A 16,987-nucleotide genomic window follows, 5' to 3' on the forward strand; every position below is an offset into this window, starting at 1 on the left:
TATTAGCGCTGTGGAACCACACCGACTCCATCCCGAACTCGGAGGTGAAACGCGGCTGCGGCGAAGATACTTGGTGGGTGACTGCCTGGGAAAATAGCTCAGTGCCAGGTTATATTTTCAATCAAAGCCGACTTCAATAAATATTGAAGTCGGCTTTGCGGTTTTGGTAGCTAGAGAGTTGTCTATTGCAAACGCATCTAATCGTTCTTTTAATCGTGCTGAGATAAGTCTATCTTTGAACAATGAAATGATTATCCCTCTTGTGTTACTAGGGGGAGAGGATAATTAGGAAGGAAACCAGAAACAGTAAGTAACAGCGATGGTTACGCCACGTAGAGAAGCAGTAAATACAGTCGGCTTCATCGATAACTATTGTCAACAGTATTATTCAATATTTGAGGATGTCAGGCATTTTGAAGCATTCAAGTATTTACACCTAGGGATGCTATCAGAAATCCCCCAAAAATCCTTGCCAAAAAGAGCGAAAACAGTAGGTCTAAAATCCGGTCAATCATTACATCATTTTTTGAGAGATGCACTGTGGGATACAAAAAAAATAAGAGGAATGAGGCTGTGGTTAACAAAAAGGTTGATTGGGGAAAGAGAAATAATTTTATGTATTGACGAAACCGGGGATAAGAAAAAGGGAAAATCAACCGACTATGTAACTCGTCAATATATTGGAAATTTAGGGAAAGTCGAAAATGGAATAGTGTCAGTAAACGCCTATGGGGTAGTAGAGGGAATTACTTATCCATTAATCTTTCAAATATTTAAACCAAAAAACCGCCTAAAACCAGGAGACAAATATAAAACCAAACCCCAAATAGCAATAGATATGATTCAAGAGTTAAAAGAATGGGGATTTAAAATCAAGTTAGTTTTAGCAGATAGCCTCTACGGAGAAAGTGGAGATGTAATTAGCTGCATAGAGAAGTTACAAATGATGTTTATCGTCGCAATTCGCTCGAATCATGGAGTGTTGATGCCGCCCGGAAGCCAAAAAGGTTATAACCGCTGGAAAGCTTACCAGCAAAAGCTTTCGCACCGCCCAACCGAAACTCGTTACCTGAGAGAAATTATTTTTGGCAAACGTCACCGCCGGAGATATTACCAAATTAGTAAGACAAATACTCCCGACCCAACTGGAGATGAAAGTTGGTACATCATGACCAATTTATCAATTGATTTGCCACCGAATGTAGCTCAGTTATATAGTTTACGAAACTGGATTGAATATGGTTTTAAGCAAGTCAAGAATGAACAAGGGCTGGGCGGATTTTCGTCTAACTGACTATAAAAGTATTGAACGGTGGTGGGGAATGATTTTTAGCGCCTATCTTTTAGTCAGCATTCAGGCTGCTTCATTTCAATTTTTACCCCAATCAAGCCCAACATCTACATCATTAGTGCCAGACTCAAGTGACTCCAATATTTCTCAACATAGTCAACATCCTGATTGGGAGTTCGGTTCAACAGGTCAGAGTGCATTGAATAACCTGAGATTGATTCTTCAACCCTATATTTTTTATTGTTTGATTCAGCCTTGGCTACAAGTATTTAACATTCCTGGGATGAAACGTTGCTTTTTGAAATTAATTCACCTCATGAATGATTTTCGCGCTTCTCCTGTCAGTTTCCCTATTGCTAGTTGAATCTCTTCCTGATTATCCTCTCCCCCTAGTAACAAAAGAGGGATTATTTGGTGTACCGTTAATCACAAACAAGCTGGAATTCTGGCATGGGTGATAGGGTGATGGCAGTGCAGAAACCTTTAAGCCCTTGTGGCTGCTCGTCAAGTGCTGGCACTGTTTGTTCTATGTCACCGATGGATGGAAGGTCTATCCGATGTTCATTGAGTCGGGCGACCAGAATTATCAGCAAGACCTATATGAGTCGGGTTGAGGGGGCGAACACAAGGGCAGGGGCATTACCTGGCACGGTAGCACCGAAAAACCTTGTGCTACTCCTGCGTCAGTCCTTGATGTTGAAGTGTTCGCTTCGCTTGCTGCTCCACTATTTGAAGTATCGAACAGTTCCTCTTTTCGCTTAAATCATTACTCTTTCAGCAACGTCTCGCAAGAAAGCACTTTTTTCTTAAGTCGTAGCTGTAGGGTGCAGGCATTTTTTTTGACGTTTCCTTTTTCTCTATTATCTCCTCACCTTTGCTTCGAGCGCTATACAAGTAAATTTTAAGAGAAAATGTATATGCAATTGGTTCAGGAACCGTTGAGTGGGCAGTTAAACAAATAGCTCCAAGGTTAAAGATTTTCGGGGCACAATGGTTACCCAAAGATGTGAATCAGATGCTAAGACTTCCTTGCGCCTACCTGAGCGAACTCTTACTGGTTTGACATTCTTGCAAAACCGTGATGCACCCGCCAGACACAGACTGTTTTTCAATTTTTCGGACAAGTAGATTGTTGGCACTGGGGGCAGAAATGAGCCGAGCGTCCGGCTAATCTGATTCGTTCAATGGGTGTGTTACAGACTCGACAGGGGACACCAGCGCGGTTATAAACCCAGGCGACACCGCCATAGTTACCGTTGATCCCTTGGACATTGAGAAAGTTACTAAAGGTTGTTCCACCAGCATCGATACTGGCTTGCAAAACTTGAATAATTGCTTCGAGGAGACGCGCAATTTGCTTTAGGCTCAGGTTAGTACAGAGTGTTGTTGGTTGAATTTTACTGAGAAATAAAGCTTCATCGGCGTAGATGTTGCCGATTCCAGCCACCAGAGACTGATCGAGCAGGGCAGTTTTAATGGGACGACGACGATTTTGCAGTTTCAGAGCCAGGTACTCAACGGTAAAATCTGCGGAAAAGGGATCTGGTCCTAAATTCTGTAACCCAGTGATGACTCTTTCTGGAGGAGTTCCTGGGGGTACCCACCACATTTTACCGAAGGTTCGCTGGTCAACAAAACGTAATTCTTGTGAAGTGAAGCGATCGCCTTCAGCCGAATCACCTGTAAAAAACAACCGCACTCGCGTATGTTTCTGTAATGGCTCCTGCAAAGGGACCCACAGCAACTGACCAGTCATCCGCAGGTGAACCCCCAACCAGCCTCTGGGGGAAAGTTCAGCAAGCAGGTATTTACCGCGTCGGTGCCACTGGGTAATAACTGAACCTGCAACCCCAGCCAAGAAATCTACAGAGGAAAGGGGGTGGGCAATGGTGCGTTCAAGCAACACATCACCACCCCCAATTTCTTGGTTGAGGGTCAGTTTATTTAGACCCCGACGAACTGTTTCTACTTCAGGCAGTTCTGGCACAACTTAACGCGAGTCAGTTCCCTGATTGGGAGCGCCTTGTACAACCGAGCTACCTTCTCCAGACTCTGGTGCGGCAGCGGGGTTGCCATCAACAACTCGGTTCCCCTGACCTGTTCTGCGAGTACGTTCGTCGATGGTGGTTTGTTTGCCACCGGAAGCGGCCGTAGTAGTTTTCTTGGCTCCTGGCTTCGGCGCTTCAATCTCTAGCACTTCGTTCATACCAAAGTTGTTGGTATTAACACCAGCGTAGTTGACATTATTGAAGCGGACAATTACTGGATATTTGATGCCGCTTTGGTCTACGGATGCAACAGTCCCAGTATCCTGAAACCAGAAAGATTCTTTGCGGAGAATCTGAACTTTTGAACCACGTTGAACCATAAGTGTTTTTTCCCTTACGTCATTAAGCTAAAGCGTACTACTGGATCGGGACTCGCACCAACCATCTAGCCTTTAAGTTTTATTACCGCTCCCGCCAGCGCACTCGGACGAAATGCGCGGGACGCCCCCAGATGTCAGGTGTCGCGGAAATCTCATCAATTGCCAAGTTGAAGGGAATTGATGTTGTAATGTACTTCTGGGCGAGACTACCCAGGTCAGGTGTTAATTGGGCAGCAGCTGTGGCAGCGATGCCCAAACCCAAGATTTGCTCTATAGGACTGCGAGGTAGGATGAGATAGACACCCAAGGCTAGCCCGGCGGTCACGAGCATCCCGACAGACAAATTCGTGCCACAACGGGGATGCACAGCTAGGTTCCATTCGCCGCTGGTGGTGCGCTGGAGGGCGATGCGAACTGCACGATGCAACTCGGAGGTGTTAACTTGACCGTAGATGTAAAAGCCTTGGTCGGTGGATAAACCGCCCAAGGTGTCGTTGTCCATTTGACGGGACATTGAAGCACTTCTTGAGGAATATGAGTTTAAGCGATCGCTCAAAACCCAAACTGTGGCGTGTTCCAAAGCATGAACCTGACGCAGCATCAGAATTTCTTTCAAGCCGGGAACAAAGTTTAGCTGTTTGAGTAAATCAGCATCTTGTGTGGCTTGAGGGGCGGGAGAATCAAAGGTCCAGAAGTTGCCAGTATAAGAGGAAGCAGAAGCAGTAGTCATAGATCAGAACTACTCCAAACTTGCAGATTGATTAACTGAGATGTTTTTCAACTGTAGCGTTTACGCCTGGAAGTCGTTGGGAAAAAATGGCAATCATGCAAAGGTAAAAGGCAAAAAACAAGAATTCTTCACTTTTGTCTTTTTCCTTCTCTAGGGGCTAGGAGTATCGGGAGGCGCAGGCTGTGACGTTTCTGGAAGCGACGCGGGTCTAGGTAAGGATAATTCTATGCTGGGGCCACGATCGTAAATTTCAATGTCCCACTGTCCCGAACGGTTAGATTCAAAGGCTATAAATCGACCATTGCCACTAATTGTCGGATGGCGGACTTCGCCTGAAATATTGTCAGTAATGACTTCAGATTGCAAGGCTTGGCGGTCATAAACGAATACATCTGGCTTGCCTCGCTCCTCGGAGATGTATACAATGTAACGACCATCGGCACTGATGTCTGGTTGTTCCTGAATGATACTGGACTGATTGAGTCCTGGTAAGTTAATCAGGCGACGTTGGCGGACATCATAAAGAAAGATGCCTCGATGGGCTTGGCGGGAGGAGGTAAAGACCAAGTAGCGCCCATCGTAGGATAGCTGGGGTTCTTGCTCGGCAGCTAAGCTATTTAAGGAGGCTCCGAGCAATTGTGGGGGTGGGGTGAGCAAGACACCATTGCTACAACTGCTCAATCCAGCGAATAATGCAACTGCTAAAACTGACAGATAACGAATAATCATTATGGCTAATGGCTAATAGCTATTGACAATTAGCCATTAGCTATTAGCCATTTTAGGAAATCACTTCATCACTAGGCGTTGGCAAGGGGCAGCAGTTAACATCATTTATACAAACCTTTCCCCACTGCAACGCCCAGCGTAGTAGTTCTACACGATTGTTAGTTTTGGTCTTGGTCAAGATATTGCTAATGTGATTATCAACTGTGCGTTTGCTGATTTCTAGCTTCTGGGCAATTTTGTCGTTGGTTAAACCACCAGAAACTAGCTCGATGATTTGCAGTTCGCGATCCGAAAGACTCGCGGGGATATGGGTCTCGCTACTGGACATAAGTATTTCTTCCTTAGTATAACTACTTATTATCTATTTCAATTTTAGAATATCCTTGGCGGGTAAGCCCGATCCCGACTGGGATTGGGGGATAGGGGCAAGGAACAAGGAGGACTTGGAAGAATAATTCATTCTTTATCCTTTATCCTTGGGGTAACTTTTTCCTTTTCTGGTAGGCTGAGTTTACGTACACAAGGAGTGCAGCTGTGACTCATCCCCGTGTTCTCTGCCTCGGAGAAATTTTGTTTGATTTGCTAGCCGAGCAATTGGGGCGATCGCTTGAAGATGTCGAATCTTGGACACCATACCCAGGCGGCGCACCAGCTAATGTGGCGTGTGCGCTGGTAAAGTTGGGAACGCCATCTGGATTTATTGGCTGTGTTGGTGAAGATGCGCCGGGAAACGAATTGGTAAAGTTGTTGCAGGATGTAGGTGTAGATACTAAGGGCGTACAGCGCCATCCTACGGCACCAACGCGACAAGTTTATGTTACACGCTCTTTGGAGGGCGATCGCACGTTTGCCGGGTTTGGCGAACTTGATACCACAGAATTTGCTGATACTCACCTGAGTGCGTCTAATCTGCCAGTGGCTTTGTTTGAAGAGGCTGATTTTCTAGTCTTGGGGACGCTGGAGTTAGCTTATCCCGATAGTAAGGAAGCGATCGCTCAAGCGCTTAATCTCGCAGATCAGTACGATGTCAAAATTGTATTAGATGTGAATCGGCGCGATATGTTTTGGCCTGACCCTAGCGCATCTAAGCCTCTGATTTTAGAACTCTTAAAGCACGTCGATTTCCTCAAGGTTGCTGAAGAAGAAGCCGAATGGCTATTTGACACAATGGATGCTGGCGCTATTACTTATCGTCTGGATTCAGTAGAAGGCGTTTTAGTGACTTCTGGTGAAAAAGGTTGTGCATACTGTCTGGGTGAAAATGAAGGTAGGCTGGCTGCTTTTTCCGTCCCGGTGGTGGATACAACAGGTGCGGGTGATGGGTTTGTTGCTGGTTTCATCCATCAGTTGTGTCAACATGGCATCAAAAGTCTTACCGATGCAGAAATGGCTAAGCGTGTGGTGAGATATGCTAGTGCGGTGGGGGCGACGTGTGCAATGAAGCCGGGAGCGATCGCTTCCCAGCCAACAGCAGCCCAAGTGGAAGAGTTTCTGGGAAAAATGAAGGATGAAGGATGAATTAATTCAGCCTTCTGAAGTGCTGCTGCGAAGTTTAATTGCTAGTCGCATCGCAGAAAGTCCCGAAAGGCGCATCACTTTTGCACAATATATGGAGTGGGTGCTGTACGAACCGCAGCACGGCTACTATGCTACTAATGCGGTTAATATTGGGGCGGAGGGTGACTTTTTTACTTCGCCTCATCTGGGTGCTGACTTTGGCGAATTACTAGCTGAACAATTTGCCGAAATGTGGGATATTCTAGGGAATCCGGTGCCTTTTACCCTTGTGGAAATGGGCGCTGGTGCGGGAATCTTAGCGGCAGATATTTTGCGCTATTTGCAACAACACTATCCAGAAATTTTTGAGGTTTTGGAGTACGTTATTGTTGAAATTGCCCCTGGGTTAATTTCTCAACAACAGCAAGTTTTACAGAATATGCTGGGTAAAACTGCTGCCTTAGTAAGGTGGTGTTCTCTAGAAGAAATACCGAAAAACTCTATTGTCGGCTGCTTTTTTTCTAATGAGTTGGTGGATGCGTTACCAGTGCATCAGTTTGCTGTTGAAGAAGGGCAAATTCGGGAAATTTATGTTACTTCGAGGGATGGAGTGACTTTCGAGGAAGTGACAGGCGTTCCTTCGACACCAAAGCTGACAGAATATTTGGACTTGGTGGGGATTGAATTACTTTCTAGCGTTTATGCAGATGGGTATCGCAGTGAAATTAATTTAGCAGCTTATAACTGGCTGAGTACAGTCGCCGAAGCGCTACAACGTGGGTATCTTTTAACAATTGATTATGGCTATCCGGCGAGTCGTTATTATAGTCTAGGGCGGAGACAGGGGACGCTACAGTGCTATTACCGCCATATGCACCATGACAACCCTTATATAAATATTGGGCAGCAGGATATCACGGCTCATGTGGATTTTACGGCTCTGGAGCGCTGGGGCGATCGCTTGCAATTGCCAAAGTTGGGTTTTACTCAGCAAGGGTTGTTTTTGATGGCGTTGGGTTTGGGCGATCGCATTACTGCCCTTTCTACAGGGGGAGAAAATATCGTAAAGTCGCAAGGCATTTCTGGTTTACTCCGCTGTCGGGATACGCTACACCAGCTAATTGATCCAATGGGTTTGGGCAATTTTGGGGTATTGGTGCAAACCAAAGGGTTGCGGGAGGAGGAAAGGGGGCGAAGTCTCAAGGGTTTAAAAATGCCATTGATGTGATAAGCGATGCGAGACAAAGTTTTATTTACCTTGGCTATTTTGCCCACTTTACTTTATGGCATTTTTAAATGATGGAAATCCGTTCCAACAAAATATTAAATGCTATTTCTTCCTTATCGAAAATATACTCTCAGAAATAAACGGCTAAAGTCAATGCCTAACTTAACTTTTTATTTCCATTGCCACAGCAACCAAATCTTCAATTTTCTTAATATTTGGATCTCCAGCTAAATAACCAATTCCGCGATGCAAATGGAGGCGAAATTGATTAGCTAAAGTTTCTCGTTCAGTACCTAAGCCATCATTGTGACAGCGTTGTTTCAGGGCGATTAACAAAATATCAGACATTTCTCCGCCAAAGACGCGCCAAGTCATCTCGACATTGCTATCAGCAGGAATTGGCACTGGTGAAGGAATACTTGGTTCGCAGAGAGAACGACAAAACGCCCAGCGACAAAGGATATTCCACTGCTCTATTTTAGTACTGCGCTTTAGCTTAGTAAGCTGTTCTTTGGCAGTTTGAGAAAGTTTAATTCTGTCAAATGGTGGTTCCATAAGAAAGCGGCTCGGCTGTAGTAAAAGAAGAGAGATATGCTTATGAGAGTGGTGGCGCTCCCGCTTATGGGGGAAGCTGAGTTAATTAAGTGCGAACCCCTCAAAAGGGTCGTCCCTTTGGGACATCGCTGGTATATTCTTTACATTTAAGCAGGAGTTCTTAAAGATTGTGCAAAAAATGACTTGATAGATTGCACAGTTATGGTGAGCGAGTCAATAATGGTGACATAGGGAATTTACCCAAACGTACTCAAATAAGGTTTCAGAGGCGGGTTTCAAACCCGCTTCTTCTGTTTAATTTTGTAGCCAATGGCAGGTTAGCAGGACTCGGTTGGATAAGACGGCGGGAGGTTGGATTACTCCCAGAAATAACCTGGTTCTATTACTGTCTGCTGCTTACCGGAGTCGTATTTTAAGAGATATTCACGAGCGATCGCTTCATTTTCGTGCAATTTATGAAACTCATTTTTTCCTATCTCAGTATCAGTAGAAAGTAATATTACCTGATGACTGGCTGCGGGAAAGTATCTTTCTACCAAATTAGCTCTGTGTGAGGAATCTAAACGTCCGAGAGGCGTATCAATTGCCACTGGTAAATTCCGTCCAGAAACCCGCGCTAATCCCCACAAGAAACTAATGGCTAGTAGTTGTTTTTCTCCTGCTGAAAGGCGATGTTTAGGAACAAGTTTACCTTGTAAATCGTAAAGAGAAAGGCTGAAGCTGTTGGTGTCAATTGCCACGCGATGCACTAAATCGGATTTGTGCAGGAGATAACGGAAACACTCTGTCACCTCAACTTCTAATTTATTGAGTTTTCTCAACGTCAATCGTTCGCGGAAAACCTTGAGTGTTTCTTGAACTTTAGCAGATGCAGCAATAATATGCTCGTTATTTTTCCGATCAATATTTTGCTCAGTATACTGTTTTAAGTCCTTTTTAAACTTAGCGATCGCAGCGTCTAATTCAACTAAACGATGATTGGCTGTTTCATATGCCGCCTTAGCTTCAGCAACTTTATTTTGTGCTTCTTTAAGTGCTACAAGCAGATGATTATAATCTTCGGGTGATGCAGCAGTCTGTATTTGTCTTTCCAGCCTTATAATATCTTCCTCTTTATTTTTAATAATTCCTATTTGCTGACGAGCGAGATTTTTAGCATTTTGCAAGTAGTAAAGGATATTACCCAGTTGGCTCAAGCTTTCAGCATCAGCTAATAACCACAATTCTTCAGGCTGGATAAAATGTGAATTCAATGTATCTATATCTTGGTCGAGAAAAGCTTTAATTTTTTCAATTTTTTCTTCTGAAATACCCACCTGGCTAATCCAATTCAGCAGGCGCTTATCCCGTTCAAATAATATATCCCGTGCAATTTGTGCCTGTTGAATGCGAAATTCTTTTTCTGCTTGAGTTTGTGCCTGAGTAAGTAAAGGTTCAATCAACGCTAGCGGTAAAACATCTGCTGCTAAGTCACACATACCTTGACGAGCTTCATCAGCTTCCACTGTTTTTTGCTGACGCTGTTTATCTAGCTGGCTACGTTCTCCGGCAATTTTACCTCCTTCTGTAATGAATTTATCAAATGCTTCTTGCTGCTTTTTTTCGGCTTCTTCCAAGTCATCTTTAAGGTCTTTTAGCTGATTCTCGGTTACTTGATATTCTTCTTGTTGAAATTTGAGTTTTTGTTCAAGTTCCTCTAAGTTTGCTAGGTCTTGGATATCAGCGATTGCTTTGCGTTTGCGGTTGACTAATATTTCTAAATCTATTGATAAACGTTCAGCTAGTTCTAAACCTAAAAGTCCGCTAATGGCATCAACTACAATAGGTGGAGGTACTTCTTGTTCTGCGAGTTCTTTAACTCGTTCGCCGTCAAAGAGAAACAAATTAGAGATGCCTAATGGCAGCAGATTTTCAATGTACTCGTCCCAAATATTAGCTAAGCCAGAGGGCCAATCTTCATCTTTTTCAAAAATACCTAAGTTATCTTTACCGTCTTTTGGGTCTTTTGTCCAACAGCGGATAATCCTATATTTTACTGGTTTGTCGTTTTCGATATGTTCAAAAAGCAACTCTACGCGAGTGTCTTCAATTGGCGGAGCGTGGCTGTTAACGCATTGTGTGAGAAAATCACTATAACTCAAGTTGCCCCTTGTGGAACATTGGGCGCGATGTCCATAAAGCGCGAGACGAATGGCATCCATGAAGGTAGTTTTTCCGCCGCCATTCATTCCACCTAATAAGATAATTGGACGACGCGAATTGTCATCAACGATGGGACGAAGGTTGATAATTTGTCGTCCGCTATAAGAACCAAAATTTTGCAGTACAAGTTCAAGAAAAATCATGGTTATGTTTTATATTTCTCGTTCCCAGTCTGAGACTGGGAATGCACTCAGGAGGCGGAGCGTCCGGAAATTCAATTATTTGGCAGAGCCTCTAGTAAAGGGTTCCCACGCTCAGCCTGGGAACCAGTTAAACCAGTTAATCTCCATCGTCTAAATTCCTGGCTGGAAATTTAAAACTTCCCCAAGTTTCCTGTTTGACGGGTTCACTGTTATCTTCATCCACCGCATCCCCCAAAGTCAGCTGCTTTACCTTGTCAACGTCGCCTTTACCAACTGCGGTTTTTAAATCACGTTTTAAGTGGGCGTTTTTAATGGCTTCTTCAGGCGATCGCGAACTCGTCTCAAAGCATTTCTCTAGAGTCTCATATATACCGACGCGGCGAGACTTCTTGCGATACTGGCGTTCTGTGTCTAGCAGCTTCGCCATGAGTTCCAAGTGCATCTTATCGTCGTCGCAGATTTCCTCTAGCACAGCCCATTCATCGCCGCCTAGCAGACTACTACCAGCACCAGGACGCGGATCTTTGAAAGGTTCGCCTGTGACTTCCTCATAGATGCGAGGTAAACTATCATCAAACTCGTGTCTTTCTTCTAACCAGATGCGACGAATTTCGCTCATTTCTTCTATTGTAATTAGCGTAATGTCACGCATATTTTCTGGTGCTGTGCGCTGGATTTGTGTTTGAACAGTAAGGAGTTTTCTAAGCCAATCCTCCCGCGCTTCTTTAAGATAGGGGCCAGGAATAGGCTCAACAGATATCTCACCCTCTAAGTTGCGCTCATACAGTTGCACTTCACCAGTTCTCCGCCGAAAATCTCGTCGCTCACGGTTTTCTTCAGCATCTAATTCCATACGGAAATCAAGTAGAGGTTGCATCCACTCTTTCTGTTCGTCATTCTGAATCATTGCTGTCAGTGATTTATCCTGACTAACCATTGTGCAAACCCAGCAACCAAAACGAGAGCTACCACAACTAGGAGTAGATGTATCAACAACTAAAGGGCATTCATTATCCGCAGAAGCACCCCGATACAGGGCGAATAAGTCTTTGTTACTGTATCCCCAAGGGTTTTCCCACTGCATTAGATAAATCCAAACTTCGTCGTTTTCCCAGTCTTCAATAGGGCTATAAACCAGGGAGTTGGGCAAGTTCATGTTAGGGCTGAGGCGATCGCGTACCCGTTGAGCTTCCATTTTTTTCATTCTGAAAGCACGTTTTGTGCTTTCAGCTTTGCGAGTTCCCAAGACAAGAATGGCTTCACCGCTGGAGCGAATAACATCACGAATAAAGCGGTTAGAGGGATTAATTTTGAGGCGTTCTGTACACCAGCGAAATTTTCCTCGCGGCGCTGGATATCCTTTACCAATCAAACCTACCCAAAATGTCTCTTTGAATTCTGGCTGTAGCAGATGGGGTTCAAATGGGAGTTCTTGCGCTTCAGCCTCAGACTTCATCTGTTTAAGGGAATTGCGTACCCAGGCAGCAACTATTGGGTTCTCTACTAGCGTGTCTGTTGTGATAACATATATCGTCTTAGTCCGCTTTTCGGGCGGGAGGGAAGCGATCGCATTCCAGATCAACTGTAAGGTTGCACTAGAATCTTTCCCGCCACTATAGCCGACACACCAAGGTATTTCGTCTAAGCAGTATAACTCTTGGATTTCAGTGGTGAGAGCTTGGATATCATCCACTAATTCTGCCACAGTACGCGCTGGCTGATTTTTATTTTCTTGCTGTTGCGTTGTAGCCATTTCTCCCTACCTACCAAAACATGAGTATTCTTCACCCAACAATATCTACTGCAAGGGTAACTTCTGTATTTTAAAGCTTAAAGGTTTTTAAAAACCTATATCTTAGCACGGACTTTTTTAGAAAATTAAGCTGTACTACCCCATACTCTGAAAGCCAATCACTATGAATGACAGTGCATTTGACCCGACCGCTGATGTCCCTAGCGAATACCAGGAGGGAGAAATGAAGGATCAACAGATACTCGCTGTACTGCTGGAGAACTATCTTGGGAGGAACGATCAGATTTTCGTTCAGAAAACTGAGATGGGTGGTATTGAGGCTTATGTAGGCTCTGTCACCCTGGAATGGTTTGCAAATCGGGTTAACTTCGCCTCTTGCTTACCCCTGCTTCAGAAAAAATACAATCCAGAGACGGGTAACATCGAGATTGACGCGGATAGCATTGATGAAATTCAGCAGCGTCCGCTTGATTGGTCGCGTCAAGCACCCCTAGTGCAGTATTTGGCGGCTCGGAAAAATCACAAGTTTCCGCCAGTTCTCGTAGTTATTAACCAACCTTGGGTGGATGATCCCAAAGCTGCTGAGTGGGATAGCCAGAGACGAGCCACAAAATCTACTACCGAATTCACGCCACTGGATAAAGATGGTAAAGTCGGTTTGCTCAACCTTTCTGAGGCGGATGTAACCGTTTATGCACTGGATGGTCAACATCGACTGATGGGGGTGCAGGGTTTGATGGAGTTGATTAGAACTGGTAAACTCCAACGGTACAAAAAGGATAAAACTCCTTACGACACTTTCATTACGCTTGCTGACTTGATAGAAAAGTATCAAGTCGAACCTGCTTATCTGCAAAGCTTACCCAAGGAAAAAATTGGTATTGAGTTCATCTGTGCGATCGCTGCTGGGGAAACCCGCGAACAAGCAAGGCGACGTGTGAGATCGCTCTTTGTTCATGTCAACCTGATGGCTACACCTTTGAGCAAAGGACAGTTAGCACAGCTGAATGAGGATGATGGTTTTTCGATTGTTGCTAGAAAAATCGCTGTCACCCATCCGCTTTTGCAACAGCACTCAGATCGCAAGCCCCGCGTTAATTGGAATAGTGCGACTGTTGCAGCGAAGTCAACGGTTTTGACGACGTTGCAAGCTCTCAAAGAGATGTCTGAGCGATATTTGGGGCAAAAGTTCCCTCACTGGAAACCCTTGGAAAAAGGTCTAATTGCCATGCGGCCGGAGGATGAGGAACTGAAGGAGGGAATAGAGGATTTTCAGAAGCTTTTCGATAATTTGGCAAACCTTCCAAGTTATCAGATACTCGAAGAAATGGATACGCCGGAATTACGACGCTTCAGCTTTGAGAAGGATGGCGGTGAGGGAAATATGCTTTTCCGTCCTGTTGGTCAAGTGGCTTTAGTTCAAGCTTTGGGAATCTTGGTATTTAGGAAAGGTTTATCGCTGGAAGACATTTTTAAGAAGCTGCGAAAGTTCGACCTGGAAGGCGGATTTAGTGGTATGGAGTACCCGCAATCTATGTGGTATGGGGTTTTGTATGACCCAAATAAAAAGAGGGTGCAGGTTTCTGGAAGGGATTTGGCGGCGAGGTTAGTGGTTTACATCTTGGGTGGAATTCAGGATCAGATGGAACGTGCGGAACTTCGCAAGGCTCTGGCTGATGCAAGAACTATTGAAAAACAAACGATGGGCTTTGATGGTAAGTTTGTTGAACCGAAAGCAGTAGGGCTTCCACCAGTCCTTTAACACGCCGAGTCAATGGGGTGTTTCTGAGTGTGGAGTAGTTCCGGGTAAGACTTGGATCTCAGATACACTCCAATCAACTAAAATTAAACATGAAGTCTTTTATGTTAATCAATGAATGGTACTAATCCAGGACAGGAACTACGCAACTTTTTAAAAGAGCTTTATCCTCATAATTATAACAATACAGATTTTAATGAAGTAAAATTTTTTATTTCAGAAATTGACAGTGCTTTAATAGCTAATGGTGAATTTTCTAAAATAGTTTATGAAAGTAGTATAAATTATATGCTAAGGAGATTTATAAATACTGCTGAGTATTTAAAAAGGAAGTATGAATCAGACGAGTTCCCAGCACAAAAATTTGTAGAAGAGCTTAGACGTTTCATTACAGAAGCAACCTGTATTCCAAAAGACAAAACAGAAAAACTTTTAGCTTTATTACAGGCTTGTCTTCAGTCAAAAGGCAGAAAAGTAAAACCACCTCGTAAGAAACGCCTGCTCAAAGAATATCAGGCTAAAAATGAACTGCGTTGTTATATTTGTGGGAAGTATTTAAATGAACAGGAATCAGAGATTGAACATATATGGCCAAGAACGATGGGTGGTGCTACTGAAGATTTCAACCTCAAAATATCTTGTTCTATTTGCAACGATAAAAAACAGCACTATATTGATGCAAGTGACTTTCACTATGAACAAATATGCTTGGTAAGTGATAAGAGTGATGAAAACTTTTCTAAGGAAATGAAAAAAGAGTATAGAATAGCGGTATGGGCAAAAAGTGATTATAGTTGCACAGTATGTGGAGAGCCAGCTTCAATTGTGGGTACATTAAATTTTGGTCGCATCAACCCAGATGACAGCTGGCACTTTCTTAACACTGAAGCCTATTGCGATGAACATACTCCAGAATAAGTTTTTAACTAGACATAATGAGGAGGTTTTTGTGGAAGATAAAATTTACTTTGGTTGTTTTGTAAGGCAACGCATAGATAAGAATACTACTCCTTTCTTTGTATTTTATGCTCGTGTAAAAGATATTAAGCAGTGGGCTAGAGTTCGGCGAGTGGAAGATTCTACAGACGGTACCCAACGCTTGTTACGAGAAACTAGAAGCAAGGCAATAACTAGATTTGTAAAATCTGGCTTCAATAATACCATTCCTAATAATATTCTTTTGGCATTTGAGCCTGACAAAGCAAAATTTTCTTCTTTAGAAGAAAAGTTATCTGGATGTCTTTCTGAAGCTAACTTTCATAATGGTTGTGAACAACAGATGGAATGGGGAACACTTGAGTTCTCCTTTAATACTTCTGGAAATGACTATTGTGCATATGTAGTAGATGGACAACATCGCCTCTATGGTTTGTCAGAGTTTGATTCTGAAGATTTACCTATACTTGTTGTGAGCTTGGTCAATGCTAGTATAGAAGAACAGGCATTTCAGTTCATAGTGATAAATAATAAAGCTGTAAGAGTTCCTACAAATAATGTTAAGGCTATAATTGCTAATTTAAATGAAGAAGAACTTCAAAATCGCCTTTTAAAAGCAGGCGTAAAATATGGAAATACATCACCTACACTCCGAGATGTCAATGATCTAGATATAAGCCCTTTTCAAAATTTACTTAAGTGGCCATACAATAAAGAGGGTAATCAATTAGTTGAAATTGCAGCAATAGAACAATCTATAAAATATTTAAGAGCAATGTTTACATTTTTGGATGAGGATGAAGATTCTTTAGTTGAGATTTTTTGTGCTATATGGCGAGTTATAAAAGACAACTATACAGAATTATGGGGTAAAGAAAACACATTCATGAAGAAAGTAAATATCAATGCCTTGAATGAGTTCATTACTGATCGTTTGAAGTTTGCATGGGAATTAAGCCTTGTAGATATTTTTAATTCTGAACAATTAGAAACACAGGTTTTACATATTGTTAAATTACTTCCTCAAGAGTTTTGGAAAGCAGAATGGACTATTAAGCTTCAAGATAGTGCTAATGTGAGAAAACAAATAAAAGAAGATTTGTCAACGTTAGCAGACAATTGCAGGCTAAGAAGGCCTTGGAACGAAGATTTAAATTTACCTATAACAGAAGGGTAATGACCCAACGATTTCAAAGATTAGTTCAAGACAAAAACTTGCTCAAGTCAAATTCCTCGTCTTGCTGCTCTTTGTACGTTCGTTCATAACTTAAAAATAATAAAATTCGCTCTGAATAATCTACTGATCCGCGCAACTCATTTTGCAGGAGCTCTAGTCCACCATTAGCGTACTCTTCAAAGATATGATTGCGTTTAGCTTCATATTCTTCTTCATTAAGGGATAAAATTTTTATATCTTGAGTTTCAGTAATGCCTAATAATTTGATTACCCAATCATGACCCATTGTTGCAAAATACTCTAACCTAATGGGAGAAGGTTCTCTTTTAGAAATTTCCCCTAAAGGTACACGCTTTTTATGCTTTGCACCTAAAGCTGCTGCAAACACGATTACATCAGCATAGGTTTGGAAAGGGCCTGTTGCACCATCTGCCGATGTTAAAGCCTTCACTAAATCTGCTTTATCTTTAGCAACTCTAATTCTGCCCGTTTCAGCCATTTTATAAATATATGGTTTTTTGACATCTTAACTGAAAGCTGGAAGCGATCGCACTCTCCCCAAAACACGCGATCGCACTCTCCCAGATTACGCGATCGCTATCCCCAAGCCGTATTTAAA

At 43.0% G+C, this 16,987-nt stretch carries 16 protein-coding genes, 1 rRNA gene and 1 pseudogene; 9 read left to right on the plus strand and 9 right to left on the minus strand.

All coding sequences use genetic code 11. The features are described 5' to 3' along the window. From rrf to H6F66_RS28645, 4 genes and pseudogenes are all read left to right on the plus strand, one after another. Positions 1–110, plus strand: a 5S ribosomal RNA gene (rrf, locus tag H6F66_RS25665); the annotation flags it as partial. A 209-nt stretch (positions 111–319) separates the two neighbouring features. Further along, entirely contained in the window at positions 320–1,294 is a 975-nt protein-coding gene (locus tag H6F66_RS25670) for an IS701 family transposase (protein ID WP_199313351.1), read from the plus strand. Further along, positions 1,260–1,655: a hypothetical protein gene (locus H6F66_RS27885; RefSeq protein WP_199313352.1), complete on the plus strand. Its 396-nt coding sequence runs from the start codon at positions 1,260–1,262 to the stop codon at positions 1,653–1,655. Before H6F66_RS25670 ends, H6F66_RS27885 begins: the two co-directional genes overlap by 35 nt. 42 nt (positions 1,656–1,697) lie before the next feature. Further along, a pseudogene (locus tag H6F66_RS28645) lies at positions 1,698–2,053 on the plus strand (IS1 family transposase); the annotation flags it as partial. A gap of 346 nt (positions 2,054–2,399) precedes the next feature. Here H6F66_RS28645 and H6F66_RS25680 read toward each other — a convergent pair. The 5 genes from H6F66_RS25680 to H6F66_RS25700 all read right to left on the minus strand — a co-directional run bounded on the left by H6F66_RS25680 (position 2,400) and on the right by H6F66_RS25700 (position 5,446). Then, positions 2,400–3,278 (minus strand): DNA-formamidopyrimidine glycosylase, encoded by an 879-nt coding sequence (locus H6F66_RS25680; protein WP_190427655.1) that lies wholly within the window; start codon positions 3,276–3,278, stop codon positions 2,400–2,402. A gap of 3 nt (positions 3,279–3,281) precedes the next feature. Then, on the minus strand, positions 3,282–3,659 hold the full coding sequence (locus H6F66_RS25685) for a photosystem I reaction center subunit IV (protein ID WP_190427657.1): 378 nt from the start codon (positions 3,657–3,659) through the stop codon (positions 3,282–3,284). Between the two features lie 82 nt (positions 3,660–3,741). Next, on the minus strand, positions 3,742–4,389 hold the full coding sequence (locus H6F66_RS25690) for a DUF6391 domain-containing protein (protein ID WP_190427660.1): 648 nt from the start codon (positions 4,387–4,389) through the stop codon (positions 3,742–3,744). 150 nt (positions 4,390–4,539) lie between these two features. After that, positions 4,540–5,118 carry a PD40 domain-containing protein gene (locus H6F66_RS25695; RefSeq protein WP_190427663.1) on the minus strand — a complete coding sequence of 193 codons (579 nt, stop codon included), beginning with the start codon at positions 5,116–5,118 and terminating at the stop codon, positions 4,540–4,542. A 52-nt stretch (positions 5,119–5,170) separates the two neighbouring features. Further along, on the minus strand, positions 5,171–5,446 hold the full coding sequence (locus H6F66_RS25700; RefSeq protein ID WP_190427666.1) for a helix-turn-helix transcriptional regulator: 276 nt from the start codon (positions 5,444–5,446) through the stop codon (positions 5,171–5,173). Between the two features lie 206 nt (positions 5,447–5,652). Here H6F66_RS25700 and H6F66_RS25705 point away from each other — a divergent pair, with 206 nt between their 5' ends. Further along, positions 5,653–6,636 carry a PfkB family carbohydrate kinase gene (locus H6F66_RS25705; protein ID WP_190427667.1) on the plus strand — a complete coding sequence of 328 codons (984 nt, stop codon included), beginning with the start codon at positions 5,653–5,655 and terminating at the stop codon, positions 6,634–6,636. Further along, a complete protein-coding gene (locus H6F66_RS25710; RefSeq protein WP_190427669.1) occupies positions 6,626–7,843 on the plus strand; it encodes a class I SAM-dependent methyltransferase in 1,218 nt (405 codons plus the stop codon). The genes H6F66_RS25705 and H6F66_RS25710 overlap by 11 nt, the downstream gene beginning before the upstream one ends. A 162-nt stretch (positions 7,844–8,005) precedes the next feature. On the opposite strand, the gene dndE is transcribed toward H6F66_RS25710, so the two are convergent. From dndE to dndC, 3 genes are all read right to left on the minus strand, one after another. Then, a complete protein-coding gene (gene dndE, locus H6F66_RS25715) occupies positions 8,006–8,398 on the minus strand; it encodes a DNA sulfur modification protein DndE (protein ID WP_190427671.1) in 393 nt (130 codons plus the stop codon). A 356-nt stretch (positions 8,399–8,754) separates the two neighbouring features. Further along, positions 8,755–10,743 carry a DNA sulfur modification protein DndD gene (dndD, locus tag H6F66_RS25720; RefSeq protein ID WP_190427674.1) on the minus strand — a complete coding sequence of 663 codons (1,989 nt, stop codon included), beginning with the start codon at positions 10,741–10,743 and terminating at the stop codon, positions 8,755–8,757. 136 nt (positions 10,744–10,879) lie between these two features. Then, positions 10,880–12,496 (minus strand): DNA phosphorothioation system sulfurtransferase DndC, encoded by a 1,617-nt coding sequence (gene dndC / locus H6F66_RS25725; protein WP_190427676.1) that lies wholly within the window; start codon positions 12,494–12,496, stop codon positions 10,880–10,882. 163 nt (positions 12,497–12,659) lie between these two features. Between dndC and H6F66_RS25730 the strand changes: the two genes are divergently transcribed. From H6F66_RS25730 to H6F66_RS25740, 3 genes are all read left to right on the plus strand, one after another. Then, positions 12,660–14,258, plus strand: coding sequence for a DGQHR domain-containing protein (locus H6F66_RS25730; protein ID WP_190427678.1), 1,599 nt, complete (start codon positions 12,660–12,662; stop codon positions 14,256–14,258). 111 nt (positions 14,259–14,369) lie between these two features. Further along, a complete protein-coding gene (locus tag H6F66_RS25735) occupies positions 14,370–15,173 on the plus strand; it encodes an HNH endonuclease (protein ID WP_190427688.1) in 804 nt (267 codons plus the stop codon). A gap of 31 nt (positions 15,174–15,204) precedes the next feature. Continuing rightward, positions 15,205–16,368 carry a DGQHR domain-containing protein gene (locus H6F66_RS25740; RefSeq protein ID WP_190427692.1) on the plus strand — a complete coding sequence of 388 codons (1,164 nt, stop codon included), beginning with the start codon at positions 15,205–15,207 and terminating at the stop codon, positions 16,366–16,368. A gap of 25 nt (positions 16,369–16,393) precedes the next feature. On the opposite strand, the gene H6F66_RS25745 is transcribed toward H6F66_RS25740, so the two are convergent. Continuing rightward, a complete protein-coding gene (locus tag H6F66_RS25745) occupies positions 16,394–16,867 on the minus strand; it encodes a DNA phosphorothioation-associated protein 4 (RefSeq protein ID WP_190427693.1) in 474 nt (157 codons plus the stop codon). Between the last annotated feature and the right edge of the window lie 120 nt (positions 16,868–16,987).

The organism is Trichocoleus sp. FACHB-6 (assembly GCF_014695815.1).
In the GTDB taxonomy this organism is placed as follows: Bacteria; Cyanobacteriota; Cyanobacteriia; order Cyanobacteriales; family FACHB-T130; genus Funiculus; species Funiculus sociatus.